The 25419-nt window shown below is 60.4% G+C and carries 23 protein-coding genes; 10 read left to right on the forward strand and 13 right to left on the reverse strand.

Annotated elements, in window-relative coordinates:
- Window positions 1-328: 328 nt before the first annotated feature.
- The 3 genes from GSQ83_RS16950 to GSQ83_RS16960 form a co-directional block, all read right to left on the reverse strand.
- Window positions 329-649 (reverse strand): SMR family transporter, encoded by a 321-nt coding sequence (locus GSQ83_RS16950; RefSeq protein WP_158804049.1) that lies wholly within the window; start codon window positions 647-649, stop codon window positions 329-331.
- A gap of 192 nt (window positions 650-841) precedes the next feature.
- Window positions 842-1309 carry a carboxymuconolactone decarboxylase family protein gene (locus tag GSQ83_RS16955; RefSeq protein ID WP_158804050.1) on the reverse strand — a complete coding sequence of 156 codons (468 nt, stop codon included), beginning with the start codon at window positions 1307-1309 and terminating at the stop codon, window positions 842-844.
- Between the two features lie 147 nt (window positions 1310-1456).
- Entirely contained in the window at window positions 1457-2878 is a 1422-nt protein-coding gene (locus GSQ83_RS16960; RefSeq protein ID WP_158804051.1) for a PLP-dependent aminotransferase family protein, read from the reverse strand.
- 198 nt (window positions 2879-3076) lie between these two features.
- Between GSQ83_RS16960 and GSQ83_RS16965 the strand changes: the two genes are divergently transcribed.
- Window positions 3077-3805, forward strand: a complete 729-nt coding sequence (locus tag GSQ83_RS16965) for an FMN-dependent NADH-azoreductase (RefSeq protein ID WP_158804052.1) — start codon at window positions 3077-3079, stop codon at window positions 3803-3805.
- Between the two features lie 50 nt (window positions 3806-3855).
- Complete coding sequence (locus GSQ83_RS16970; protein ID WP_158804053.1) at window positions 3856-4512, forward strand: NAD(P)-dependent oxidoreductase; 657 nt, start codon at window positions 3856-3858, stop codon at window positions 4510-4512.
- A gap of 56 nt (window positions 4513-4568) precedes the next feature.
- On the opposite strand, the gene GSQ83_RS16975 is transcribed toward GSQ83_RS16970, so the two are convergent.
- Together GSQ83_RS16975 and GSQ83_RS16980 are read right to left on the reverse strand one after the other, a co-directional pair.
- A complete protein-coding gene (locus GSQ83_RS16975; RefSeq protein ID WP_254065738.1) occupies window positions 4569-5444 on the reverse strand; it encodes an ABC transporter ATP-binding protein in 876 nt (291 codons plus the stop codon).
- Between the two features lie 8 nt (window positions 5445-5452).
- Window positions 5453-6043, reverse strand: coding sequence for an ABC transporter permease (locus tag GSQ83_RS16980; protein ID WP_158804055.1), 591 nt, complete (start codon window positions 6041-6043; stop codon window positions 5453-5455).
- 26 nt (window positions 6044-6069) lie between these two features.
- Between GSQ83_RS16980 and GSQ83_RS16985 the strand changes: the two genes are divergently transcribed.
- The 4 genes from GSQ83_RS16985 to katG all read left to right on the forward strand — a co-directional run bounded on the left by GSQ83_RS16985 (window position 6070) and on the right by katG (window position 10789).
- Window positions 6070-6516 carry an aminotransferase class III-fold pyridoxal phosphate-dependent enzyme gene (locus GSQ83_RS16985; protein ID WP_254065757.1) on the forward strand — a complete coding sequence of 149 codons (447 nt, stop codon included), beginning with the start codon at window positions 6070-6072 and terminating at the stop codon, window positions 6514-6516.
- A gap of 28 nt (window positions 6517-6544) precedes the next feature.
- Window positions 6545-7369, forward strand: a complete 825-nt coding sequence (locus GSQ83_RS16990; RefSeq protein ID WP_158804056.1) for a DeoR/GlpR family DNA-binding transcription regulator — start codon at window positions 6545-6547, stop codon at window positions 7367-7369.
- 162 nt (window positions 7370-7531) lie between these two features.
- Window positions 7532-8428 carry a LysR substrate-binding domain-containing protein gene (locus GSQ83_RS16995; protein WP_158804057.1) on the forward strand — a complete coding sequence of 299 codons (897 nt, stop codon included), beginning with the start codon at window positions 7532-7534 and terminating at the stop codon, window positions 8426-8428.
- 177 nt (window positions 8429-8605) lie between these two features.
- Window positions 8606-10789 (forward strand): catalase/peroxidase HPI, encoded by a 2184-nt coding sequence (gene katG / locus GSQ83_RS17000; RefSeq protein WP_158804058.1) that lies wholly within the window; start codon window positions 8606-8608, stop codon window positions 10787-10789.
- 235 nt (window positions 10790-11024) lie between these two features.
- Here katG and GSQ83_RS17005 read toward each other — a convergent pair whose 3' ends face one another.
- Window positions 11025-12227 (reverse strand): Gfo/Idh/MocA family protein, encoded by a 1203-nt coding sequence (locus GSQ83_RS17005; protein ID WP_158804059.1) that lies wholly within the window; start codon window positions 12225-12227, stop codon window positions 11025-11027.
- A gap of 49 nt (window positions 12228-12276) precedes the next feature.
- On the reverse strand, window positions 12277-13095 hold the full coding sequence (locus GSQ83_RS17010) for a sugar phosphate isomerase/epimerase (protein ID WP_158804060.1): 819 nt from the start codon (window positions 13093-13095) through the stop codon (window positions 12277-12279).
- 216 nt (window positions 13096-13311) lie between these two features.
- Here GSQ83_RS17010 and GSQ83_RS17015 point away from each other — a divergent pair, with 216 nt between their 5' ends.
- From GSQ83_RS17015 to GSQ83_RS17025, 3 genes are all read left to right on the forward strand, one after another.
- On the forward strand, window positions 13312-13821 hold the full coding sequence (locus GSQ83_RS17015) for a DUF4142 domain-containing protein (protein ID WP_158804061.1): 510 nt from the start codon (window positions 13312-13314) through the stop codon (window positions 13819-13821).
- Between the two features lie 195 nt (window positions 13822-14016).
- Window positions 14017-15261, forward strand: coding sequence for a YsnF/AvaK domain-containing protein (locus GSQ83_RS17020; RefSeq protein WP_158804062.1), 1245 nt, complete (start codon window positions 14017-14019; stop codon window positions 15259-15261).
- A gap of 54 nt (window positions 15262-15315) precedes the next feature.
- Window positions 15316-15744: a YidB family protein gene (locus tag GSQ83_RS17025; RefSeq protein ID WP_158804063.1), complete on the forward strand. Its 429-nt coding sequence runs from the start codon at window positions 15316-15318 to the stop codon at window positions 15742-15744.
- A gap of 158 nt (window positions 15745-15902) precedes the next feature.
- Here GSQ83_RS17025 and GSQ83_RS17030 read toward each other — a convergent pair whose 3' ends face one another.
- The 6 genes from GSQ83_RS17030 to GSQ83_RS17055 all read right to left on the reverse strand — a co-directional run bounded on the left by GSQ83_RS17030 (window position 15903) and on the right by GSQ83_RS17055 (window position 23386).
- A complete protein-coding gene (locus GSQ83_RS17030; RefSeq protein ID WP_216850259.1) occupies window positions 15903-16826 on the reverse strand; it encodes an alpha/beta fold hydrolase in 924 nt (307 codons plus the stop codon).
- Window positions 16827-16997: 171 nt separating this feature from the next.
- Window positions 16998-18029, reverse strand: coding sequence for a LacI family DNA-binding transcriptional regulator (locus GSQ83_RS17035; protein WP_254065739.1), 1032 nt, complete (start codon window positions 18027-18029; stop codon window positions 16998-17000).
- Between the two features lie 45 nt (window positions 18030-18074).
- Window positions 18075-19079 (reverse strand): rhamnose ABC transporter substrate-binding protein, encoded by a 1005-nt coding sequence (locus tag GSQ83_RS17040; RefSeq protein WP_158804064.1) that lies wholly within the window; start codon window positions 19077-19079, stop codon window positions 18075-18077.
- 25 nt (window positions 19080-19104) lie between these two features.
- Window positions 19105-20100 carry an ABC transporter permease gene (locus GSQ83_RS17045; protein WP_216850261.1) on the reverse strand — a complete coding sequence of 332 codons (996 nt, stop codon included), beginning with the start codon at window positions 20098-20100 and terminating at the stop codon, window positions 19105-19107.
- Window positions 20097-22622: an ATP-binding cassette domain-containing protein gene (locus tag GSQ83_RS17050; protein ID WP_158804066.1), complete on the reverse strand. Its 2526-nt coding sequence runs from the start codon at window positions 22620-22622 to the stop codon at window positions 20097-20099. Before GSQ83_RS17050 ends, GSQ83_RS17045 begins: the two co-directional genes overlap by 4 nt.
- Before the next feature lie 254 nt (window positions 22623-22876).
- Window positions 22877-23386 carry a hypothetical protein gene (locus GSQ83_RS17055; protein ID WP_158804067.1) on the reverse strand — a complete coding sequence of 170 codons (510 nt, stop codon included), beginning with the start codon at window positions 23384-23386 and terminating at the stop codon, window positions 22877-22879.
- A gap of 423 nt (window positions 23387-23809) precedes the next feature.
- On the opposite strand from GSQ83_RS17055, the gene efeU reads away from it, so the two are divergent.
- The gene (gene efeU / locus GSQ83_RS17060; protein ID WP_158804068.1) at window positions 23810-25414 is read left to right on the forward strand and encodes an iron uptake transporter permease EfeU; all 1605 of its coding nucleotides are present in this window, start codon (window positions 23810-23812) and stop codon (window positions 25412-25414) included.
- Window positions 25415-25419: the final 5 nt, after the last annotated feature.

Consider the following 25419-nt stretch of genomic DNA (forward strand, 5'->3'; position numbering starts at 1 on the left):
GAAGGAGCGGGAGCGCAGGCGCGAACCAGGGCCTGCCGGCCTTCATATGTCGGTCGGCTTTTCGAATGTCGATGCGGGTCGATCTCCGGCCGAATATCTCGTCGGAAAGACTATCGCCGATCCGCTTTCGAAGACATTGACTTCAAGATCGATCAGCGTGCTCGCCAACGCCATACGGGATTGCGCTGGGGCTGGGAGAAATGGCTTCCAGGAAAACACAGTTCGGTAGACATCCGCAGGATGCCAACTTTGTCAATGCGGATGACGCAACCCCGTAGAGCTTCATCGCCGCGGCCCCAGGTTAGGCCGCATTGGCCAGCAATCATGCTCAAGCCGGTGAGACCAGTCTGAGGCCGACGACACCTGCCAATATGAGAATAATGCAGAGCACCCGCATCGGCGCGGCGGAGTCACCCAGGAGTATCATCCCCAGAAGGGCGGTGCCCGCCGCGCCTATACCGGTCCAAACCGCGTAGCCGGTCCCAACTGGCAACGAGCGGAGCGAGAGCGACAGAAGAAACACGCTCGACAAGCCTGTGGCGACCGTCACCAGTGCAGGTATAAGCCGCGTGAAACCTTCGGACGATTTCATACCAATGGCGAATGCGATTTCAAGGATTCCGGCGACGCAAAGGAGTACCCAAGCCATGAGTGCGGATCCGTCTTTCTGGCGCACCAAACGCTGCGGCCGGATGAAGTTCAAACGAGAGCCAAGATCAGGCAGTGGAACCGCATCTAGTTCGTTTCCACTGCCATAGGCGGGCCGCAAAGCATCAGACTCAGCTGGCTTGAAGGACGAACGGGCGCTAGCGATCGCAGATCACTATGGCGAGGTGTCCGCTTATTGACTCTCTCCTGTCTTCGCGGCAGCGGCTGGGATCGAGCGGAATGAGACTCCCAGCCGATTGAAGGCATTCATCAGGCCAATCGCATATGTAAGATCAGCAAGATCTTTATCGCTGAATTCGGCGGCAGCGGCTTCGTAATCAGCGTCAGGAACGCCGGTCTCAGCTACGCGGGTCACGGTTTCCGCCCAGGCAAGGGCGATGCGTTCGCGGGAACCAAATACCTCGCCGGTCTCGCGCCACACCGGCACCAGCACGAGCTTCTCGATCGTAATGCCGGACGCGAGCAGGTCGCGCGAATGCATATCGATGCAATATGCGCAGCCGTTTATTTGGGAGACGCGCAAATACACGAGGTCGACAAGTTGTTTTGGAAGGCTGCTTTTTTGAAGGGTGACATAAACCCCACCGAAAGCCTTGTAGCCGTCGGGCGAGGCCTTGGTGTAGTCGACACGATTGGTCATGGCGAGTCCTTATCTCTGATATTCAAGAACCCCTAAATGTCGCGTCTTGGTATATCTTAGAAGAGCCATGACCCATCATACGCACTGGGCCATGATTCCCTCATCTTGCGAGGCAGTATGCATCCCCTTATGCAGCTGTTGCGACCGTCATATCAGATCACGGATTCTCTTTCCGAGAGTCTCCGCGGTCCTCTGAGAGTCAATATTCGTGAAGTTGAGGAGCAAGGCTGAAGCTTCATTGCTGCCCACTTTCCAATCCGTCAATGCTTCCCCGTACAGGCCTTCACCTCGCATCCGCGCGACAAGCTGACGATCTGATTGTTGACCTTGCAGGCGCAAGATCAGGTGCATTCCTCCCGGCTGTGAATCAATTCTCATGTGTTTCCCGAGCACGCTTTCTAACCCTGTCGCGGTTGCATTCCGACGCTCGGCGTAGAGCTTTCGCATCCGCTGGATGTGACGGGCGAAATGACCCTCTGTTATGAAGGCTGAGACGATCCTTTGCGTCAACTCTGGACTGCCTTCGGAAAAAAGCTGACCAATCTGCTCAAACCGCTCGACCTGCGCTTCCGGCACGACAAAATAGGCAAGCCGAATGCTCGGCAAGATCACCTTGCTGAAGGTGCCGGCATAGACTACGCGTCCATCACGATCCAAGCTCTTTAGCGCGGGGAGAGGTCGGCTGATATATCTGTACTCGCCGTCATAATCGTCCTCAATGATCCACGCGCTATTTTGCGTAGCCCAGTCCAAGAGCGCCAAGCGCCGGGGCAGGGATAGCGATACGCAGAGCGGGCTTTGGTGCGCCGGAGTAACCACCGCTGCGCGTGCCCGGGGCGCTAGTTTCATTCCATCAGAGACGACCATGCCGTCCTGATCTACGGCAACGGGGACCGGTGCGATTTGCATGTTTCCGAGCAATTCTCGCGTTGGCGGGTATCCGGGGTTTTCCAGCCAAACGCGATCGCCCGACTTCAACAATGCACGAGCAATCAGTTCGATTGAGTGGCGGTATCCTGACGTCACAAAGACCTGACACGCCGAGCAGTTAATACCGCGCGACACTTGAAGATATACGGCGATCTGGGCTCTCAATGCCGGCAAGCCGTCAACGGCGGGATGAACCATGTCAGATGGTTGCATAGAACGCACACAGCGTGCGCCCAGACGTGCCCAAATCTTTCGAGGAAAAGCATCCAAAGCGGGCAAACCCATTTGGAACGGCAAAATTGAGTCTGGACGAAAGCTGGGTGAAGCAAGGCGGCTATCCGGCCGGGGAACCGAAACTGAAACAGGCGTTCGCGGCTTGAGGCCTGGAGTCACGATCGTTCCTGCCTGACCCCGGGCCTGAATATACCCTTCAGCGGCGAGCAAAGAATAGGCTGCCTCTATAGTGCCTCTTGCCAAGCCCATTTCTTTGGCTAGCGCTCTTGCCGAAGGTATTCGGTCGTGTGGCCTCAATACCCCACTGGTAATAGCGTCACGAAACCGATCGTAGATCTGCCGATAAAAAGCTCCATCCACTGTCGGTCCCAATGGCGAGATCTTGCTGGTCTTTCGCAGAGCCATGGACAAGTTGCCTTTATAGAGATGCTGGTGAAGACTATACCATCGGCTTGCCGGGTGGCAGAAGTCGGGGTCCCAGGCTCTCGCTCGCGCTGATTATGGACCATCTGAAAGTCCAGTTCATGGCCCTTGGATGCAGGTCATTGGATTTTTATTTGGAAGGCATGAGTGACGAAAGTTGAACACGACTGGAAGTAGGTGATGCAGATCCTGCATATTAGCTGCAGCCCTCGGGGGCAGGCTTCCGAGAGCTACAGGCTCTCTCGAAGAATTGTTGCATTCCTGCTGGTAAGCGAGCCAACCGCGAAAATCGTAAATCGGGGAATTGGCGACGGCGGCATATCGCATATTGATGGGGACTACGCGGCGGCGCTCAGCACAACACGAGAGCCGTCCACGACGGTATCTCAGACGGCCTCCTTCTCTGACTCCGAGGAGCTGATTCGGGAGCTAGAAAGTTCAGATTTTGTGGTCATTGGAACCCCCATGCATAACTTTACCGTGCCCTCTACGCTGAAGGCGTGGATAGATCATATCGTGCGGGTCCGTCGAACGTTCGACTCGACGAAGGAAGGAAAGCAGGGCAAGTTGTCTGATCGCCCAATCTTTGTCGCGGTGTCCTCGGGCGCAAAATATTCCGGAGAGCGCGCGCGTCAACCAGATTTTCTCACGCCGTATCTGAAAGCCATCCTAGGGACAATCGGACTGCATGATCTGACGTTTTTTTCCGTAGAAGGAACCTCCTCGGGTCCCGGTGCTGTAGTTGAGGCCAGGGCTAGTGCTGATCGCGCGCTGCAAAAGTTCTTTCACCATTTTCCCGGCGGAAGTCTGAACGAAAACGGTGTCGGTTCGCTGCAACTCACTACAGTGGCGGCCCCCGCGGAGCTGACGGTTTCGGCCACCAGTGCCGCGACAGTGGCGGGATCCTAGACTGTGGTTTCCGCGTCCAGATTAAACCGAGAGCAAAGGGAGCGAACGGAATGCGAATTTTCCTGGCTGGTGCCACCGGCGTCATTGGCGTTCGCTTGGTGCCGCTCATGTTGGCTGAAGGACATGTCGTCGCGGCAATGACTAGGACGCCAGAGAAAATTAACGGACTTCGCGCTGCTGGAGTCACTCCGGTACTATGCGATCTCTTCGACCAGAAGTCGCTTATCGTGGCCGTAGGGGAATTTCGACCCGATGTCATAGTCCACCAGGTGACTGATCTACCAGACGAGATCGGGAAGCTTGCCGCGTTCCTCGCCTCGACCGATCGCACCCGAAGTGAGGGGACGCGGAACCTTCTGGCCGCGGCGCGAGCGACAAAGGCTTCAGGTTTCGTCGCGCAGAGTATCGCTTGGGGTGATGGACCCATTGTCGAAGCCCATGAGAATGCGGTGACCTCGGCAGGCGGCACCGTGTTGCGCTATGGCCAGTTCTACGGGCCTGGCACCTACTACGAGAAGGATCCGCCACCCGCCCCTCGGATCCATATCGATGCCGCTGCGCGGCGCACTGTGCAGTTCCTCGCGGGACCGAGCGGAGTTTTTGCTATTACCGATGACGCCTCCGTCTCATGGCTGGTTAGGTCTGCTCTACTCAGGCCGGACGTGCCTTGGTCTGTGCACAGAGATGTCCCTTCAGCGCGCGAGTAACAAAATAAAGCTCGATCGCTGTCTCCCCCGTCGCTCTTCGATCGCACCACTGGCTTCTATAAACCGCGGTCGGGACCATCCATCTCGTCCGGCACGAGCTTCTCCAACTGGAGCCACATCGGATTTCTCAGGGGGAGACGCGCGCACATTTCATAATCCGAGGCTTTTTCGCGAATGACCGTCTTGGAGACCGTCATTCCAGGCATGCATTGCCGGACGCGTTCAGGAGGGTTTGCCGCCATCTTGCAAACGCGGTCACAACGTGGCGAAGAGAAGGTAATCCGCGCGATCTCGATGAGACCGGCATTGGCGAGGCCACGGTCGCGGCGCAAAGCCGCGAATATTGCAACAATTTCGGCCTGGGTTGTCACATCCAGCGCGGTCGTCGGCTCGTCGGCGATGATCAGGCTTGGGTCACCGGCAAGCGCGCCCGCGATGACCACCCGTTGGAGCATTCCGCCCGAGATCTGCCCTGGATATTGCGCGAGACGTCTGTCCGCATCGCGTATTCCGACCTGACGCAGTAACCCAATCGCCTTTGCGCGCGCTTGGACTCGCGTCAGCCCGGCATGCACGCGCATACCTTCCGTCACGTGATCCTCGATAGTCCAGAGTGGGTCGACGGCCAAACGGGCGTCTTGAAAGATCACGCCGAGGGATCGCGCTCGCACCTTGCGAAGCTCAGCCATAGACAACCGTGAAATGTCTCGACCCTCCAGGAGAACCTCGCCCGTGACAGAGATAGCGCTTGGGATCGATGACATGATGGTGCGCGCTGTCATTGACTTGCCGCCGCCGGACTCCCCGACAAGCCCGACGATCTCCCCTCGGTCGATTGTCAAAGATACGTCGACAAGGATCGGGACGAATGTGCTCGCGCCCGTCACCGCTGCTGATATGGCTCGGAGCTCAAGGAGGGGTTGGTAGCTCATTGGTGTGCTTAACTGAGTTCCGACAACCAGTCGCCGACCAGATTGAAGGCGACCACGGCGAGCACGATCGCGATGGCGGGAAACACGACCCCTGTGGTGGAAATATACACCTGCTGGTCGGCATACCAGAGCATCGAGCTCCAGTCCGGCGTTGGCGGCTGCACGCCAAAACCGAGAAATGAAAGGCCTGCGAGATCGAGCAATGCATAGCCATAGTAAAGTGCCGTCTGCCCGATGATCAAAGTGCTGAGATTTGGCACGATGTGCAAAGCGCAGATGCGGGTCGCGCCGAAGCCCTGGACCCGCATGGCATCGACATAGGCTTTCTGTTTTTCCACCAGAGTCGCCGCGCGTACCACCCTTGCCATCAGCGGCACATAGATCACTGTTACCGCCATAACAATTGTGGTGAAGCCGGGACCGAAGGTCGCGACGATCACCGCTGCGAGAAGCAAAGCGGGAAAGGCGAAAAGGACGTCGAAACTTCGAGAGAGAATGGCGTCAAGCCAGCCACCGATGAAAGCGGCGCCGATGCCGAGCGGCACCCCGATCAACGCTGAAAGCAGAGCGACGACGAGCGGCGAGTGGATATGTTCCACTTGGCGGCGTCATAATCCGCAAGGCGATCTGGGACGCGTTCCATGACGTTCCAGATGACAAGCCGCTGATGCACGGCTTTACCTATTCCGGCCACCCGGTAGCCTGCGCCGTCGCTCTCGCCAATCTCGATATCCTTGAGCGTGAACGCCTCGTGCCCCAGGTCGAGGAACGCGGCCGATATCTGGCCAAGCGACTCGATGAGCTTCGCGATCTTCCCTACGTGGGCGAAGTTCGGTCCCTCGGCCTCATGGCGGGGGTCGAAATTGTCGCCGACAAGGTGACGAAGGCCCGCTTTCCATCAACAGGCCTGGCGCGCACGCCTGCCGTCGCGAGGAATGCGCGAGGATATGGGCTCGTCACTCGGCCGCTGCTCGACGACATCTTGCTTCTGGCTCCCCCTTTCGTCATCACGGAGGAAGAGATCGACCGTGCGGTCTTTGCGTTGCGCGAGTCCATCTTGAAGATCGAGTAAGGAGCCGGCGACTGAAAGCGATGTTTTAGTGGACGATTCGATCGACCGAGAACCCGAGCGGCTTGCGGTCATGCGCTATGATTCCGCGCCTACGCGCCGCAGCTTCATCATGGACATGGTCCGCAACACCGGATTTTGCAGCGCGGCTGAACTCAGCCGTGACCTCGGCGTCTCTGAAATGACAGTACGCCGGGATATCCAGCGCCTCGCCAAGGAAGGTTTGGCGCGGGCGGTGCATGGCGGCGTCAGTTCGGCGACACCGCTGCTCGGGCCAGTGGATTTCCGTCTCCGTTCGGCTCAGAGATTGACCGCGAAGCAGGCGATAGCCCGTAAGGCTGTTGGCTTACTGGCGCCCAATTCAGTCGTTGCTTTCGATTCCGGCACAACGACGCTCGAAGTCGCACGTCTATTGCCTCTCGACCTGCGGATGTCGGTAGTGACCCATTCCCTGCCGGTCATCAGCGTCTTGTCGTCGAGAACGAGCCTCGAAATACCTGCTCTGGGCGGAGCATTCTATTCTGAGACGCAGGCTTTTGCCGGTCCAATCACACTGCAAGCACTGTCCAACATTCGGGTGCACACTTTGCTGCTCGGCGCTACGAGTGTTCGCGATCACGCCATGTGGTGCACGAACACCATCGACGCGGCGACCAAGCATGCGCTGATCGGCGCGGCGGATCGCGTTATCCTGCTTGCCGATTCGACGAAATTCAACATTACCGCCATGATGAAGGTCTCTGATCTATCCGGAGTCGACATGATTATCACCGACACGGAATTGACCGCCAACGCGCAGGCAATGTTGGAGATTCCGGGCCTTGAGCTGTTGATGGTCGACAGCGGAGGGTCTTAGTCGACCTCTGTCCCTCGTCTTCGACCGCGCCGCCCCTCGCCAATTATTCGGGACGGTAGAATGGCATATCAGTCGTGCCCGCGCGCCGGTCAGGAGGCGATTGCCATATTTGCCAGTTGAACTCAGACTGGGCAGGTGCACCAGGAGGGGTTCAAAGCACGCATGACGCTGCAGGACTTGCGTTACCTCGTCGCCCTTGTCGATCACGGCCATTTCGGCCGGGCCGCAGCCGCGTGCAGTATCAGCCAGCCGACCCTCAGCATGCAGATCAAAAAACTCGAGGAGCAACTCGGCGTGACGCTTTTCGAGCGCACGAATAGGTCGGTGCGAGTGACGCCCGTCGCCGAGGAAATCGTCGGGCGGGCGCGCCAGATTTTGACGGATGTCGAAGCCATCATCAGCGTGGGGAGAAGTGTCTCCGGCCCGCTCGTCGGCGCGTTTAGCCTCGGCGTTATTCCAACGCTCGGGCCTTACCTGCTGCCGTGGCTCGTGCCGGCGCTGAAGAAGGACTACCCGGAGCTGCTGCTGGCCGTGCGCGAGGATCTGACGGCTCACCTTATGGAGAGACTTGTTTCTTACCGTCTGGACGCCGCGCTGGTCGCGCTCCCGGTTTCGGATGATCGTGTGGCAAGCCTGCCGCTCTTCGATGAACCCTTTTGGTTTGCCGAACCCAAAGGACACCAACCCGCCAATGCCAAAGTCATGAGGGAGGAAGATCTACGCGGACGGCGGCTGCTTCTGCTGACCGAAGGTCATTGCCTGCGCGACCAGGCACTGGCGATTTGCGGCACGACAGACCGCGACGCCGATGGGGATTTCCGCGCCACCAGCCTTGAAACGATTCGTCAGATGGTGGCGATGGGCATGGGCAGCACATTGCTGCCGGCAATGGCGTGTAGTGCCGCTCATACCCAAGCGATAACGGCGCATCCCTTGGAAGCCGGCATCGGGCGTCGCGTGGGGCTTATATGGCGCCGCAGTTATCCCAGAGTTCGGGATCTTCACCTTCTGGCGCAGACCCTGCGCGATCATCTGCCGCAGAGCGTCAACCTCGTCTAAGCGGGCCGGAGCCTCGAGAACGATAGCTCGGCTCTATCGCTCTGATACCAATAATCTATTATACAAGCTCCCGTACTGCGCTAAAATTCCTCACGCTTGCGGGCGGACAGCCAGCATTCGTCGCGGGATTGGCGCATGGGTTGTCCGGCGAGGCAAGCATAGGGATGGGAGGCAAATATGGACGCTAAAGTTGACGATAAAGGCGCGGGCGGGTGCCCGGTAATGCACGGAAGCGGTGGCAGAGCCAACCGCGACTGGTGGCCGAACAGGTTGCGCCTGGACATTCTCAAGCAGCACTCGCCGCGATCCAACCCCCTGGGTGATGCCTTCGACTATCCGGAAGCGTTCAAGAGCCTCGATCTCGATGCAGTGATTCGAGACCTCTATGCCCTGATGACTGACTCGCAGGACTGGTGGCCAGCCGACTTTGGTCACTATGGCGGTCTGTTCATCCGCATGGCATGGCACAGTGCCGGAACCTACCGCACCACGGACGGCCGTGGTGGTGCCGGTGGTGGCCAGCAGCGCTTCGCGCCGCTCAATAGCTGGCCGGACAACGCGAATCTCGACAAGGCACGCCGGCTCCTTTGGCCGATCAAGCAGAAATACGGCCAAAAACTCTCCTGGGCGGACCTCTTCGTTCTCACCGGCAATGTCGCTTTGGAATCGATGGGCTTTAAAACCTTCGGCTTCGCCGGCGGCCGGGCCGACACCTGGGAGCCCGAGGAGCTTTACTGGGGTCCGGAGGGAACCTGGCTGGGCGACGAGCGTTACAGCGGCGAGCGGGAACTGCATGGGACGCTCGGCGCGGTGCAGATGGGTCTGATCTATGTCAATCCGGAGGGGCCGAACGGCAAGCCGGATCCGCTCGGCTCCGCCCGCGACATTCGCGAGACCTTCGCGCGCATGGCGATGAATGACGAGGAGACGGTCGCTCTCATCGCCGGTGGTCACACCTTCGGCAAAACTCATGGCGCCGGAGACCCGTCCTTTGTCGGCGCGGAGCCGGAAGGCGCCGTCCTCGAGGATCAGGGCCTCGGCTGGAGGAGCAAACATGGCAGCGGCTTCGGGGCGGATGCGATCACCGCCGGCCTCGAGGTAACCTGGAGCCAGACTCCGACGAAGTGGAGCAACCACTTCTTCGACAATTTGTTCAAGTTCGAATGGGAGCTTACGAAGAGCCCGGCTGGTGCCCAGCAGTGGCAGGCGAAGAATGCCCCTGCCGATGTCCCGGACGCGTATGACAGTTCGAAGAAGCGCGTGCCGACCATGCTGACCTCGGATCTGGCACTACGGTTCGACCCTGCCTACGAGAAGATTTCGCGGCGTTTCTACGAGCACCCGGATCAGTTTGCCGACGCCTTTGCCCGCGCCTGGTTCAAGCTGACGCATCGCGACATGGGACCGATCCAGCGCTACCTCGGTCCGCTGGTGCCGAAGGAGACGCTGATCTGGCAGGATCCGATTCCGGCCATTGATCATCCGGTGATCGATGAGCAGGATATCGGCGCCCTCAAAACCAAGCTCCTCGCCTCGGGGCTTTCGGTTTCCCAGCTGGTCTCGACCGCCTGGGCATCGGCTTCGACTTTCCGTGGTTCCGATAAGCGCGGCGGCGCCAACGGCGCGCGCATTCGTCTTGCGCCGCAGAAGGATTGGTCGGTTAACAATCCGCCCGAACTGGCGAAAGTGCTGCAGACGCTCGAAGCGATTCAGAAGGAGTTCAACGCTTCGGCCGCCGGCGGAAAGAAAGTGTCGATCGCCGACCTGATCGTGCTCGGCGGTGCAGCGGCAATCGAAAAAGCCGCGAAGGATGCTGGGACCGATGTGAAGGTGCCATTTACGCCGGGACGGATGGATGCGTCGCAGGAGCAGACCGACGTGGCGTCTTTCGCGCCGCTCGAGCCTGTCGCTGATGGTTTCCGCAACTACCTCCGTGGTGCGCAATTCATGGCGCCTGAAGAGGCTTTGGTGGACCGCGCACAGTTGCTGACCTTGACCACGCCAGATCTGACGGTGCTGATCGGCGGTCTGCGTGTTCTGGGGGCCAATGCCGGGGGATCTCAGCACGGCGTCTTCACTAAGCAGCCCGGGAAACTGACGAACGACTTCTTCGTCAACCTGCTCGATATGCGTACGGAATGGCAGCCGACCGGCTCTGAGGATGTCTACGAGGGCCGTGACCGCACCACCAAGCAGCCGACATGGACCGGCACGCGTGTCGATCTGATCTTCGGCTCACACTCGGAACTGCGCGCTCTGTCAGAGGTCTATGCCGCTTCGGACTCGAAGGAGAAGTTCGTAAAGGACTTCGTGGCGGCATGGAACAAAGTCATGAACGTCGATCGGTACGACTTGATTTGACGCCAGGCGCGGGAGTTATGTAACCCGCAGGCGAGATCTAGGGGCGGCGTTCAGAATGAGCGCCGCCCCTAGGCCGTGACGATCTAAAACAGAACCGCAATTCGAAGATTCGTCATGGCATGCGAAGGCATGCCATCCACGCCTTGCTTTCTAGAAGTGAGGAAGGCGTGGATGCCCGGCCTTCGCCGAGCATGACGTGGTGGAATTGCAAAGTCCAAGCCAGAGACATCCCACTCTAGCGTTTGTGTTCCGCAGCTATTTCGTTGCGACTTTGTGCGCGAATGTCTGTCCAAATACCCGTTTCGCTGGAAGCCAAAATAGCATCCGCGACGACTTCGTTCAGATAGCCATCGCGGAAATTGGGCGAGGGCTGCCGGCCCTCGGCGATCGCGGTCATGAAGAGATGGCATTCGATGATCTTAGTCTCGCCATAGCCGATGCCCAATGCCGGGATGGGCCAAAGACCATCGCCATGCGGATGGGCCGGTCCCGTATAGATTGTGCGAAACCCCCGTCGGTCAGCCGGATCATCGGCGAACATCACCTGCAATTCGTCACGACGCTCGTAGTTGAAGAAGATCGAACCTGCACTGCCATGGATTTCGAAGGTCAGATAGTTGTTGCGGCCAAAGGCGTTGCGGGTTGCTTCCAGCGAGCCTACCGCGCCGTCCTGGAAACGGATCAGCGTCATAATTTCGTCGTCCACATCGACCGCGGCCTTAGGCACTCCGCTGAGTTTTGGCCCCGCCCCAAGCTTGTCGGTGCCGCTGTTTTGAATAGGACGCTCGGTGATATAGGTTCGCGCGACGGCGCTGACGGCCGCGATCTCGCCCACGAGATAGCGCGCCATGTCGATCACATGGGTGGCGATATCGCCCAGCGCGCCAGAGCCCGCGATTTTCTTCTGGAAACGCCAGGACAGCGGGCCGTCGGGATCCGCTGACCAATCCTGCAGATAGGTGCCGCGAAAGTTGCGAATTGTGCCGATGCGGCCTTCCTCGATGATCTTCCGCGCGAGCACCACAGCTGGCGTATGGCGATAGTTGAAGGCGACCATGTGGGTGACGCCGGCGGCCTCTACAGCCTCGAGCATCATCAGGGCTTCCGCGGCGGTTCGGCCCAGTGGCTTCTCGCAGATGACATGCTTGCCGGCCTGCGCGGCCGCTATGGCGATCTCGGCATGGCTATTGTTTGGCGTGACGATATCCACGATGTGAATTTCGGGATCGTCGATGACGCGCCGCCAATCCGACACGCCCTTCGCGAAGCCCAAGCGATTCGCGGCGTCGTCCGCCAGTTCGTCGCTGACATCGGCAATGGTATGGCGGATGGGGATCGCGGGGGCGGGCCAGAAAAACATCGGCATCGCGGCATAGGCCAAAGCATGCGCCTTGCCCATGAAGCCGCCGCCGATCATGCCAACATTGAGACGATGCATGGGGAATATTCCTGTCCGAAAATGGGTGGCGGCAAAGGTGCTGACGAGGTCACACCTTGTCCCGCAACCATGCCATGCTCGCGCGTGCGCCCTCGGCCGGATCAGGCCATGCGTCGAGCTCAACGGTGATCCACCCATCAAAGCCGCGTTCGCGCAAGAGATGCAAGGTCGGCAGAAGATCGAGGTCGCCGCGATCAATCGGCGTGAAGGCGAAAGGGTCGCGCTGCCAGCCTTTGAGATGGACGTAGCTCACACGATCGTAGTGCTCAGCGATCAGCGCCGCGGGATCGCCGCCGGCCGCGGCGAGATGTGCGGTGTCAGGGCAGAAGCCGATGCGGGTCTTGGCGAAGACGCGCCGAATTTGCTCGGGCGTTTCGGCCATGGTCGTGAGATGTGGATGATAAAGAGCGCATAGGCCCAGCCGCTCAGCGATGTCGGCGACCCGATCGAGTGCCTGCCCAAGCCGGTCATAGTCGCCATCGCGTGGTTCGCTCGAGCGTTTCGCTCCTCCCCCGACTACGAAGTGTATCGCGCCTGCCTCGGCGGCGAGATTTGCAGCACGCTCGATCCGCCGCAACTCCTCCTCGAGAATATCCGGGTAGATGAAATTTCCACCGCCATAGACCGCCAGGAGTTGCAGGCCTTGCTCCGAAAGCTGCCCGCGCAGCTCGCCCATCCGCCCTGCGAAATCGAGCAGATTGCCATCGAACAGCTCGACCGCGTGATAGCCTGCGGCCGCGATATCCGCGAAGGCCCGGTTCATGTCGCCGAAGGTCTGGTAGACAAGATCCTTGATGGAGGTGACGCCGACCGGATGGCCGCCGAGCGGTCCCCAGCAATTCGCGTGATAGGCAATTTTCTGGGCCATATGTTTATCTCCCTAGGCGTGGTCAGCCGCCGATTGTCCGCCAGCCGCCCTCATCAGGCAATTCAAATCGCGGCGGCTAAGAGCTTCACGAGCGCGGCCGAACCCGCTCTTCGTGAAGCACCTTTCCGAGATCAGTGCTTGCCGCCGAGATCCCGCGCCCAAGCTTCTCACTCGCCTCCAGCCTGTTAGGGGCGTTCACTCAAGGATATTGTTCACGTGAAAAGCTCGATCGTCTTCGGCGCTTCTATTTTATTTCTCCCACTGGCCGCGATGGCCGCGAACCCGGCGGTATCCGCTCAGGACAAAATCTTCGTGCAGCAGGCTGCGATCGGGGGCTTGGCAGAGGTTCAGGAAGGACAGTTGGCCACCGCACAGGCCGGCTCAGCGTCCGTCAAGCAATTCGGCCAGCAGATGATCGAGCAGCACACCCCGAACAATCAGGCGCTCGCCGCACTCGCGAAGGAAAAGGGCCTCGCTGTGCCCGCGACGACGGATGCGGCGCATATGGCCGATGCCGCTGCGCTGAAGAACACCGCCGGCACAGCCTTCGATGCCGCCTATATCGATGGACAGATAGCCGGCCACAAACAGATGGAGCAGGTCATGCAGACCGAAATCCAAAATGGCAGCGATAGCGACCTGAAAGCTTTCGCGGAGAAGACACTGCCGGTCGTACAGGATCACTTGAAAATGGCACAGCAGCTTCAGACTCAGGCGAAAAGCTAGTCCCAATCCGACAGAATCATCGGCGGCCGCCTGGTCACGATTTAGTCTGCCGGCACACATAACGCGAGCGTGTCCCGCGGATTCCGATGTTTGTATGTGCCCAACCCCATGTCAGCTTTTCAGTTTGGACGAAAGACCCATGGCAGAGTTGCATATTTCGTGACCAGGCACTCCGACGACGCGGAAGTCATTCTGATGCTCGAAGAGCAGCTTCGTGTCGTCAAACAGCAGATTGAAACAGGCCGCGTTCGAGTTCGGATCGTGACGGAGACAGACACGACTATTGCCAATGCGGAGCTGCAATCCGAGAGTTTTGAGGTCGAACGTATTCCGATCGGCCGTCATATCTCGGATTTTCCTGAAATTGTCGATGACGGAGATACCATGATCGTCCCCGTGATCGAAGAGGTCCTTGTCGTTGAGAAGCGCTTGATCCTGAAAGAGGAATTGCATATCCGGCGCTTGCGCTCGTCCAAAACAATAGAGCAGCCGGTGGTTTTGCGTCGCCAGCGCGCGGAGATCGAACGTCTGCCCGCGCTGGAGCGGAGTTCAACAGGTTACAATCAACCGACTCAGAAGGAATCAACCGGAATGCCGCAACTGATCACCGCTATGTTTAAGAACCGCGCTGACGCGGAAATTGCTAAGGCCGACCTCGAAACCGAGCTTCAGCTTCCTGCGGGCGCTGTTGAGCTACACGCGCAAGAGGCAGCCACGGTTACGACGACGACATCGCAGGACACGGGCATCCTCGCGGGTCTGCGCAATCTATTCGTTCCTGAAGAAGACAGGTCCGCCTATGCGGCGGGCATTCAACGCGGCGCCGTTTTGGTGTCAGCGGAGATCGACGAATCACATATTAATCGCGCCTATGACATACTGGACCGCGACGGCGCCGTTGATCTGGACCAGCAGCAGAGCGAGTGGTTGCAAAGCGATCGGACTGTAGCTGGAAGCGCAGCGATGACCTCGTCCTCAAGGGCGAGCGGAATCGATGTATCGCCGCCGCCGGCACCAATGGCGACAAGCGGGCGCGTCGGTGAGGAAATTATCCCAATTGTCGAGGAGCGCCTCCGCGTCGGCAAGCGAGACGTTGAGCGTGGTCGCGTTCGCGTGCGCAGCTATATCGTGGAGACGCCGGTTGAAGAACAAGTCACTCTGCGGAGCGAGCACGTCGAGCTCGAGCGCCGGCCGGTGGATCGGGAGTTGACAGCGGCGGACGTAGACCTCTTCCGCGAGCGTGTAATTGAGGCGACCGAGACTGCCGAGGAAGCTGTGATTGCAAAAGATGTGCGGGTTAAGGAAGAGCTTGTTCTTAGAAAGGATGTCGTCGAGAACGTAGAGACTGTTCGCGACACCGTCCGGCGCACCGAAGTTGAGGTCGAGGACAATGTGACCCGCGAGGGTCACTCGGCCGCCGCGCTGAAAACTCGGGTCTGATTCACGAGCAGGCGAGGCTTCTGAAGGCCTCGCCCGCCAAATGGAGCAATAATTATGGGTCTTCTAGATTCGGTGATCGGCGGGCTTATGAGTGGCTCCGGCGGCGCTTCGTCTCCGATGGCTGGGGTGCTGATGAACCTGCTTGGCGGAGGGCAGGGAACCGCGTTGCCCGGCCAGGCAACGGGCAATCAAATCACGGGGCAGGGACAGAGTTCCGCGGGCGGGTTGAGCGGTCTATTGTCGGCGTTTGAGCAGGCCGGGCTTGGTCAAGTCGCTCAGTCCTGGGTGGGCAGCGGGCCTAATCAATCGGTGTCGCCGCAACAGCTTCAAAATGTCTTCGGCCAGGGTCAGGTGCAGAGCATGGCAAGCCAGGCTGGCATGGAGCCCAACAGTTTCCTTGCCCAACTTGCACAGCATCTGCCGAATGCGGTGGATAGTGTAACACCCGACGGTCGCCTGCCGGAGGGGACGGTATCAGTCTGAGGCAATTCCGGCTGGGTCTAAATCGCCGTCACAGTTCGGCAGCTCGCAGACGTTGCGCACGCGAGGGTCAGATGAACTGCGGCGCGGGAGACGTCACATCCAACCTTGGCGACCTATTGGCACCACCTGAGGGTGTAACATCTCCGCTCGTTCGACTTTCAGATGCGCGGGTTGTCGTAGAAATCGATGATGGCGGGCAGCACTTGGTCCGGTGCTTCCAAAGTGGGGCTATGACCGATCTTCGTGAGCCGAATTAGCTTGGCGTTCGGTAATTCGCGCGCCATCTCGTCTGACCATGCGGGTGGACGTGGCAGGTCTTCCTCGCCGTTGAAAATCAGGACGGGGATCTTGATTCCCGGCAACAGCGGCACGGAGCTGCCGCGCTCCATGACGCCGCTCATGGCAGGACGCAGCGCCTTCGGCAGAGCAGCGATCTTGCCGCGCCAATACTCCATCAATTCCTTCTTTGCGGGGTCGCTTCGCGTCGTCACGCCAAACATGATGGCCATCGTTGTATCCAACACATGGCCGGTGAAGCCTTCGTTCCCGGCATCGATCACCCATTGCCGGAATTCGGCCAGCTGACCTGGCGGCTCGGAGCAGGCCGATGAACCTGCTACAATGAGCGAACGGAAGAGATCCGGCCGGCGGGCGACTAGGCGAAACGCGACATCGCCACCCATGGACTGCGCCATGACGTTAATGGACTTCAGTCCCATTGCCTCAATGAGCGCTTCCATGTCCTCAGCGCATTTTTCCATCGTAATGATGTCGACCGTGTCGAGTGCGCTTTTGCCCTGGCCGCGAAAATCGGGCCTTACCACACGGAACTTCCCATCGGCTGCGGAAACGAGGCCATCGAACATGGTGCCGTCGAGAAAGCAGGAATGCAGGCAGAGTATAACAGGGAGATTGGCCTCGCCCGTATCGGCGACCCAGAGACTGGTGCCGTTGATATCCCTGAATGTGCCCGATTGGGCTTTAGTGTTTGACATGGTTGGTCTCCCCGAATGTGGCGCGAGTTGCCCTCGCTGTTCAGCCAGCAGAATCGATGCAGTTCCTGATGGTTTCAGGTACTCCAAGGGCTGCGTCCGAGGCTTATTGCTCGCCGTCTAACTGGCGACAGGCGGAGCACCTCGGTCGCTGGTTCGTTATCAAAGATGCGTCCAGTCTTGTCAACAATCCGGTTGACCGCAGTGGCGCAAGAATGCTCAATTGCCTGGACTGTCGGCGGCCGATTTTCAGTCCCCGTCCTAACTTGGAGCACACCCGCACGAGGCGCGGATGACGAGCTTAGGGGAGAGCCTGATCGTCTGGGGCACCTTCGCCGGATCGTTGAAACGCCGCATTAGCAGATCGACGGCGATACGCCCAAGCTCTTGGGCTGGCTGCGCCATTACCGTCAGTGGCGGCGAGGAAAATTCGGCCCAGTCGAAGTCATCGAACCCCACCAACGCGATATCCTCGGGAACGCGGAGACCAGCCTCTCGAAGCGCGCGTAGAGTTCCGATGGTCATGAGATTGTTTCCGCTGATGATGGCCGTTGGGCGCTCGCCACGGCCAAGCAACCGATGTGCCGCTGCCCGTCCCTCAGCGGCGGACGAGTCTCCGTTTGCGACGAGGTCGATCTCCGCCGGCAGCGACGCCGTCGCCAGCCCGCGGTGATATCCCTCGAGCCGCTCGCTGCTCGTCAAAAGGCTCGCTCGTCCGGCAATAAAACCAATGCGCCTATGGCCATGCGAAGCGAGATGCAGGACGAGTTCCGCCGTCGCCTCCAGGTTTTCAGCGCCCACTTGATCAAAGTCCTCATTGGCAACGCGATCGATCAAGACAGTGGGCACCTTGTTCGATCTCAGAAAGCCGAGAATATCAGTGTCTCCATCCGAGACAGGCGCAAGGACAATCCCATCGACCCGCCGCCGGTAGAATTCCCGAACGACCTGTAGCTGATGCATCGGATCGTCATGCGTGTCAGATAGGAACATCATCAGGTTCCTCTTGCTGCACGCGACTTCCACCGCGCTGATGACATCGCTGAAGTAGTGGTTGCTGATCGCGGAGACCGCCACACCGATCGTGCTCGATGCCGCGCCAGCCAGGGACCGGGCCACAAAATTCTGCGTGTATCCCGTGGCCCTGATCGCGTCCTCAACGGCTGCGACCGTCGGGGCGTTAACAGCCCGCGTCCGGTTCAGGACGTGGGACACGGTCGCGGTCGATACTCCCGCGAGCCGTGCTACATCCGCCATCGTCGTCACGACACGGCCCTTCGCTCTAGACCTCATGCAATGGATCTCAAGCGACAAAAACCAGGCCGGTCCTAGCCGGAGTCAGAACTTAAACTGATCGACGTTCTGCGGCGTCACGATTTGGGCCGGCCCCAGAATGACCTCCCCGTCTTTCCCAACCGCGAATGTCCCCAACCGGCCCGCCGCGAATTTCTGGCCAGCGGTTCCGTTAATTTTGCACTCGGCGAGCGCTTGGGCCGCGTAATATGTCAGATAGCCAAGGTCACTGACATTCCACCAAATGTCCTGCGACTGTCCGGCCACGATATACTTCTTGATCAACGTGGCGGGTGCCAGCCCCGTCAGCTTTATGTGGCTAAGCTCCCCCGCCTGCTCGAGCGCGCGAGCTGCTGCGGGCAATCCGATCCCAGCCGGAACAATGATCCCCTTGAGATGAGGAAATGCCTGCACGAGGCCGAGCGCTTGTTGCTGGTTGATCTGCTCGCTTTCCTCACCATAGGCGACCTGAACCAGCTTCATCTTGGAATATTTGGGATCCGACGCAAGGCGGGACTTCATCAGCGCGACCCAGGCGTTCTGGTTGGTCGCGGTCGGCGTCGATGACAGAATCGCGAAATCGCCGTCATAGCCGATCATCTCACCCATGCTTTGCAGCATCATCTCGGCCAGGCTATCGCCCTTGGCCTGATTGATGAAAAGCGTCCGGGCGTCCGCAGCGACGTCACTGTCATAGGAGAGCACCCGCACGCCGTGCTTTCTCGCACGTTTCAGAGCAGGCGCGAGCGCGTTCGCATCCGTTCCCGAGATGGCGATGACCTTCACGCCCTGACTAACCAGGTTGTTGATGAACTGAATCTGCGCCTCGGCGGTGGCCTGGGATGGCGCCTCCTGTACGAAGGTTCCGCCAATTTCCTTCTGCGCGTCCAGAGCGCCCTGTCGGGCGACCTGAAAGTATGGATCGGTGTCGAGCTTGGGAAGGAAGCCCACCTTGACCGGCGAAGTCGCACAGGTCTGAGCCTGCGCGACGCCACATGCCGTGAGAAGGGTTAGGACAGCCGCGCTTGCGAGGCTAATTTTCTTGGACATAACGTTACCCCTTTTCCTGTTGTTTTCAGACCTTGCGCATCCGCCCCAATCCGGGGAGCGTCGCGAAGATCGCTTTCGCGGACTTGCTGGCAAGCAGAGACACGATCAGCAGTGACCCGATGACCGTGCCCTGGGCATCACCGCCAATGAGGCTCAGTCCGAGAACATTACGGATGAGCGCCACAAGCACCAACGCCCAGAAAGCACCCAGCAGCCGGCCGCTGCCGCCGAAGACACTCACGCCGCCCAGCAGCACGATCGTTATCACGTCGAGCTCAAATCCCAAGGCATTGTCCGCGCGGGCGTTAGACAGTCTCGCGGTGAAAACGATACCCGCCAAAGCACACATCGCGCCGGAGGCGATGAACAGCTGCATGCGGATCCGGGTCATGTTGATGCCTGAGTAGCGCGCAGTCTCCGGGTTGCCGCCAATCGCGAAGACTCTGCGACCAAGGACGCCATGATGCAGCACCACGCCGAAGATCGGTGCGGCGATGAGGAACGGAACAATTGTCCAAGGAAGACTGCTGAGGACCGGCAGAGTATCGGAAAGCGTATCATTGCCGAAGTTGACGAGGGCGCTTGGCAATGTGTTTACGGAGCCTGCTCCGATAAGCATGTAAGCGACGCCCCGGAACATTGCCAGTGTCCCGAGCGTGGCAACCAGAGACGGTAGACCTAGACGCGTGACCAGCAGGCCATTGAAGGCGCCGCATAAGGCACCGGCGATGAGCGTCAAAGGGACAGCGACCGAGAGCGGCATGCCGTGCTGAAGCAGTAGCCCGAATATCACGCTGCTAAGGGCAAGCGTGCTGGCGACGGACAAATCTATTTCGCGAGCGACGATCAGGAGAACCATGGGCAGCACGATCAGCGCCTTTTCCGACATTCCCGCGATCGCTTGCGAAATGTTGAAGGACGTCGTGAAACCCGGGATCGCGCATGCCGCGTAGACGGCAAGCACGACCGTAATGCCGCCCAGGAAGGTTTCCCAGGTTGCGAAGCCCCTTAGGGTCGTCACCGGGATGCACCGGCTGCTCGCCGCGCGACGAAAGTATCGATCGTCACGGCGACGACGATGACGAGCCCGTAGACGCCCTGTAGCCATAACGGATCGATCCGCACCAGCGTCAGGCCATTTCGGATCACCAGCAGGAGAAGCGCCCCGAGTGCTATGCCGAGCACGCTGCCCGATCCCCCGCGGATGGCAACACCACCGACGACCACGGCCGCGACGACAGTCAATTCGAACCCGGTCGCCACACGCGCATCCACTGTCGCGTAACGGGAGGCCCAAAGCGCACCGTCAAAGCCCGCCAAGAGCCCTGCAACAGCGAAGGCACCCAAACGGCGGCGGCGAACACGGATGCCGATCAAGGCCGCGGCATCGGGGTTGGAGCCGATCGCAAACAATTCCCGCCCGATGGGCGTGCGGGTTAGCACCAAACCCGCCGCAAGCATCACCACCACCGCGATCAGAACCACAGCCGGCATGCCGAGAATGTTGAGGCTGGTCAGATCCAACCAGGATGCCGGCACCTGGTCCGCACTGATTTGGCGGCCACCCGCCCAGATGCTGACAATCCCGCGGTAGACCGACAATGTTCCCAAAGTGACAACGATAGCGGGCACAGCCCCGCGTGTGATGACGAGACCGTTGATCAGACCACAGATCAGACCGAGGCCGCTGGCGATCCCAATGCCAGCGCCAACGCCAAGACCGGGTTCGGCTTGCATCAGGCTGGCAGCGCCGTAAGCGGACAGACCAATGACGGATGCCACGGATAGATCGATGCCGCGCGTTACCATCACCAGCATTTGCGCTACCGCGACCACCGCCAACAACGCCGCATCCATGGAAATCGAGAGCAGGTTCGCCGGACTCAGCATGCGGGGGTTGATGGCGGCAACCGGTAGAACCACGGCGGCAATCGCCACAACTAGGCCCGCCTCTCGCCGTCGCCACCACGATGCCGTCAACTTCGCATGCGAGGCTGATTCTCCTGCATCGCCATGGGTGACCGCCGAAACAGGCCCGGTGGCGGCGCGAAGTACCGCTTCCTGACTGGCCTCGGCACGGTTGAGTTCGGCCGCGAAGCTGCCTTCGCGCATGACCAGAATGCGGTCCGACATACCGAGCAGTTCCGGTAACTCGGACGATATCAGGATGATGGCCATGCCGCTCTGGGCGAGCGCGGCGATCATGGCATGCACCTCGGCCTTGCTGCCGACATCGATCCCTTGCGTGGGTTCGTCGAGGATGAGGATCTTAGGTTCCGTGGCCAGCCATTTCGACAGAACGACTTTCTGCTGATTGCCTCCTGAGAGGGCACGCACCGGCTGGTCGTAAGACGCGAAACGCAGGCGTAGCCGGTCCAGATGCGGGCGCACCAAGGCGAGTTCGCGTACCCGGCTCATCAGGCCGCCTCGCGTGGTCTTGTCCGCGACCGCGAGTGACGCATTGAACAAGATGGCCGTATCCATCACGAGACTCTGGCCGAGCCGATCCTCCGACACATAGGCTATGCCATGTCGCATCGCCTCCGCGGCAGAGCGCAGGTGCAGTTCATGGCCGCTAAGGCGGATCACGCCACTATCCGCTTTGTCGATGCCGAAAAGCACACGGGCGATCTCCGTGCGTCCGCTTCCGACGAGGCCGCCGAAACCCAGAATCTCGCCGGCACGCACATGAAAACTCATGTCGCGAAAGGTTTGGCCGCGGGACAGCCCTTCCACCTCCAGAAGCACCGCGCCGGGCGTGTTGTTCAGCTCAGGATACAGTGTCGAAAGCGTGCGCCCGATCATGAGGCTGACCGCTCGGTCCCGTGTCATGGCAGCCGCAGGTTCTGTGGCTATCAGACGGCCGTCGCGGAGAACGGTGATGCGGTCGGCGATCTGGAAGATCTCGTCCATGCGGTGCCCGACGAACATCATCGCGGTGCCCCGGCTGCGGAGAACCTCCACCAGGGAAAAAAGACGATCCACCTCGCGCTGGGAAAGTGCTGCCGTAGGTTCGTCCATGATCAGAACACGCGCTTCTTGGGATAGCGCGCGCGCAACCTCGACGAGTTGTTGCTCTGAAATCCTCAGGCGTCCGACCAAAGTCGAGGGGGCGCACGATAGTCCGACCGAGGCCAGCAGTTCGGCCGTCGCCGTCTCCATCCCTCTGGCGTCGATGAGCGGTCCGTGGCGCGGCATCCTGCCAAGGAAAATGTTTTCCGCGACCGACAGGTCGGGAAAAAGCCCCGGATGTTGGTGCATCACGGCAATGCCGTGTTCCTGAGCGTCGAGCGGAGAGCGAAACCTAACCCGCCTGCCGTCGCTGAGCACGCTGCCGCCCGCGTCTGGTTCTATTACGCCAGCCAGCAACTTGACGCATGTGCTCTTCCCGGCGCCGTTCTCACCCAGCAGCGCAAGTACTTCACCCGCCCGCAAGGCGAACGACACATCCCGGACAGCCGCGATGCCTCCAAAAGTCTTGGTCACATTGATTAGGGCGGCCGGACTGTTCTCATCCCCGGATGGGCCGTCGGCCTGTAGCATTGGGGGCGTTTCTCCCGGTTGCCGCGCCTTCTCCGGGCGCCTTTCCTATCTAAACACTCTAGCCGACTGCCACGCAAGCGCTTACGTCGCGTTCTCGATGCCATCCGGCAGTCCTGCGACCAGCGAACTTAAGCCATCGCCAATGTTTAGGCAGGTGCGAACTCTAAACGATACAACCGTCGAAGGGCATTTGCCGCTTCGCTCAGAGCAGACTTCGCGCGCGCGGGTCGAGAGCCTTCCGATCCCCGTCTTGATCAGCGCAGAGCCTGCAGAAGCTCGGCCTTCTTCATCCGCGAGCGGCCGGTAACGCCCTGCGCCGCCGCCCGCTTCAACAATTCGGCCCGCGTCATGGCGGCGAGGCCAGCTTCACCGAGCCGGGTCGAGCTGGTCTTCTTTGCTATGTCCTTCGGCTGAGCGGAGAACTGCTTACCCTTCGCGGTATCGGCTCTCTTCTTCACCGTCGTCCGCTTATACTCATCGGTCGTCAGCTTCTCCCTGGCCTTCTTGGGGAGGTAACGCTCGCCGCTGTCCTTCGACTTGGCACCAGACTTCGTGTTCCATTCCTCCTTAGTCCATTGACCGAGGTGGTTGTCCTTGGACTTGGCGCCTTCGTAGCCGCCGCCTTTCGCCTTGTATTCCTGCGTCGCCAACTGCGCTTTGCGAGCCGACCATTGGCCCGCTTTGCCGCCCTTGTCAGCTTTGGTTACCTTTGTCTTGACCCTGTCCCAAAGGTCCTCGTTAGTTTTCTTCGCGACACCGGCCATGTTGGGGTTCTCCTGTTCCTGCAGACTTGGAGGACGGAGGACGGAGTTTCATCCGGTCGCCGAATCACGTTCGCCTCATACCGCCACCCGCAGCGGCACTACGATTCGAGGGTGGAACCCTAGGGCCGTCCGGTGGAAAACGGGGCTGTTTGACCATATGTCCCAATGAGGTGTTGCGTCGCCCAGCCGGCCCCGAAGGCGGCTGCTGTTACAATCGAGCAAGATTTGCAAATGCGAATAAGTCGCATTATACGGCCCCCGTTGCGACGAGAGGTGGCGGGAGGTGCGGAGCGCTTGGTGCAGTCCTACTGACAACGAGGCCATAGGCTTTGCTTCCCGAGAGGGCGCGAGGTTCCTGGTGGCCAAGCCCGTCGCCGCCAGCCAGTCAGCGGGCGGCGCCCACTCATTGACCCGGAAGGCGATATGCTCGCGACGCTCGTAATCGGTCTGCGCGAAGGGCTTGAGGCGGCGCTGATCGTTGGGATCATCGCCGCCTTCCTGCGCAAGAACGGCAAGAGCCTCACCGCCATGTGGCTAGGCGTGGGCCTAGCGGTTCTGCTGTCGATCGCGGTGGGTGTCGGCCTTGATCTGGTCGAGCAGGCGCTGCCGCAAGCCAGCCAGGAAGGCATGGAGTCCGTCATCGGCGGCATCGCCGTCTTCTTCGTCACCGGCATGATCGTCTGGATGAACGCCCATGCCGGCGGCATGAAGCGAGGGCTGGAGGCGGAGGCGGCCCAGGCACTCGGTCGCGGCAGCGCCTATGCCCTGGCCGTAATGGCGTTCCTGGCGGTGCTGAAGGAGGGCTTCGAGACCGCGGTCTTTCTGCTGGCGACCTTCTCGGCGGCCCAGTCCGCGGCACTTGCCGCCACAGGTGCTGTGATCGGTGTGCTGCTCGCCGTGGTGATCGGCTGGGGCATCTATATCGGGGGGGTCCAGATCAACCTGTCCCGGTTCTTCCGCTTCACCGGCGCCTTCCTCATCCTGGTCGCGGCGGGGTTGGTGATCACGGCCTTGCGAACCGCGCACGAGGCAGGGTGGGTAAATGCCGGGCAGCAGCCCACGGTGAGCCTCTCCTGGCTGGTGGCGCCGGGCACGATCCAATCCGCAATGATCACGGGGGTCCTTGGCATTCCGGCCGATCCGCGGTTGATCGAGGTGCTCGGCTGGTTCGCCTACCTGGTGCCGATCGCGCTTTTTGTCTTCTGGCCCGCGGCTCGCCGGCCGCGGCGGCATGCGGTGGTGCGGTTGCAATTTACGATCGCCGCCGCGTTGGCGGTGATCGCGGTTGCGATGGCGATCGCCATCCCTACGCCGCGGCCACAGCTTTCCGGAAAGGCAATGATCGTCGAGGCCACGGGCTCGGACCAGACCGATATTGGCAGCGCCCGGCTGAGCGATAGCGCGCCCGCGACCGTGCAGATCTCTCTCAAGGGCACGACGCCGAGCACAGTGTCATTGCCCCCCGGCGACGCGCGTCACGAGCAGCATGAGGGCATCGCTGCCTCGGCCTGGACGCTGACGGAGATCAGTGTGCCCCCCAAGGCGCCAGCCACGCTGACGCTGGATCAGGTCATCGCCCTCTCCGGCGGCCGCGTGCCGGTGGGTCTGAATCCGCAGCGGCATCCGGGGCCGTTTGCCGCCGACTGGTCGACCCATGCGACCACCGAAGTCTGGACCGCCGATGGCGTGCTGCTGGACGCGACGGCGCATGCCACGACCATCGTGAGCCTATCCGACAGTGGATTGCTAGCGCCGCGCACGCTGACCGCCGCCAGCGCCCTGCCAGGCGACTGGCAGTTGTCGAACGATTACCTCGATCAGGCCGCCGCCGCACTCAATGCGGTCGCGTTGGCCCGTACGGAACGGCTGCTCTGGGCGGTCCAGCTGCCCTTAGTGCTTGGCTTCGCGGCGCTCCTTCTCGGCGCAATCGCGTGCCGGGGCAGGGGACGGCTGCGCCGCTCGGTCAGGACCGTTTCCGATCAACCCAACCCCCATGTCGGCCGCCGTGCCGGTCACTCGACCCCATAGGAACA

Source organism: Acidisoma sp. L85 (assembly GCF_009765865.1).
Taxonomy (GTDB): Bacteria; Pseudomonadota; Alphaproteobacteria; order Acetobacterales; family Acetobacteraceae; genus Acidisoma.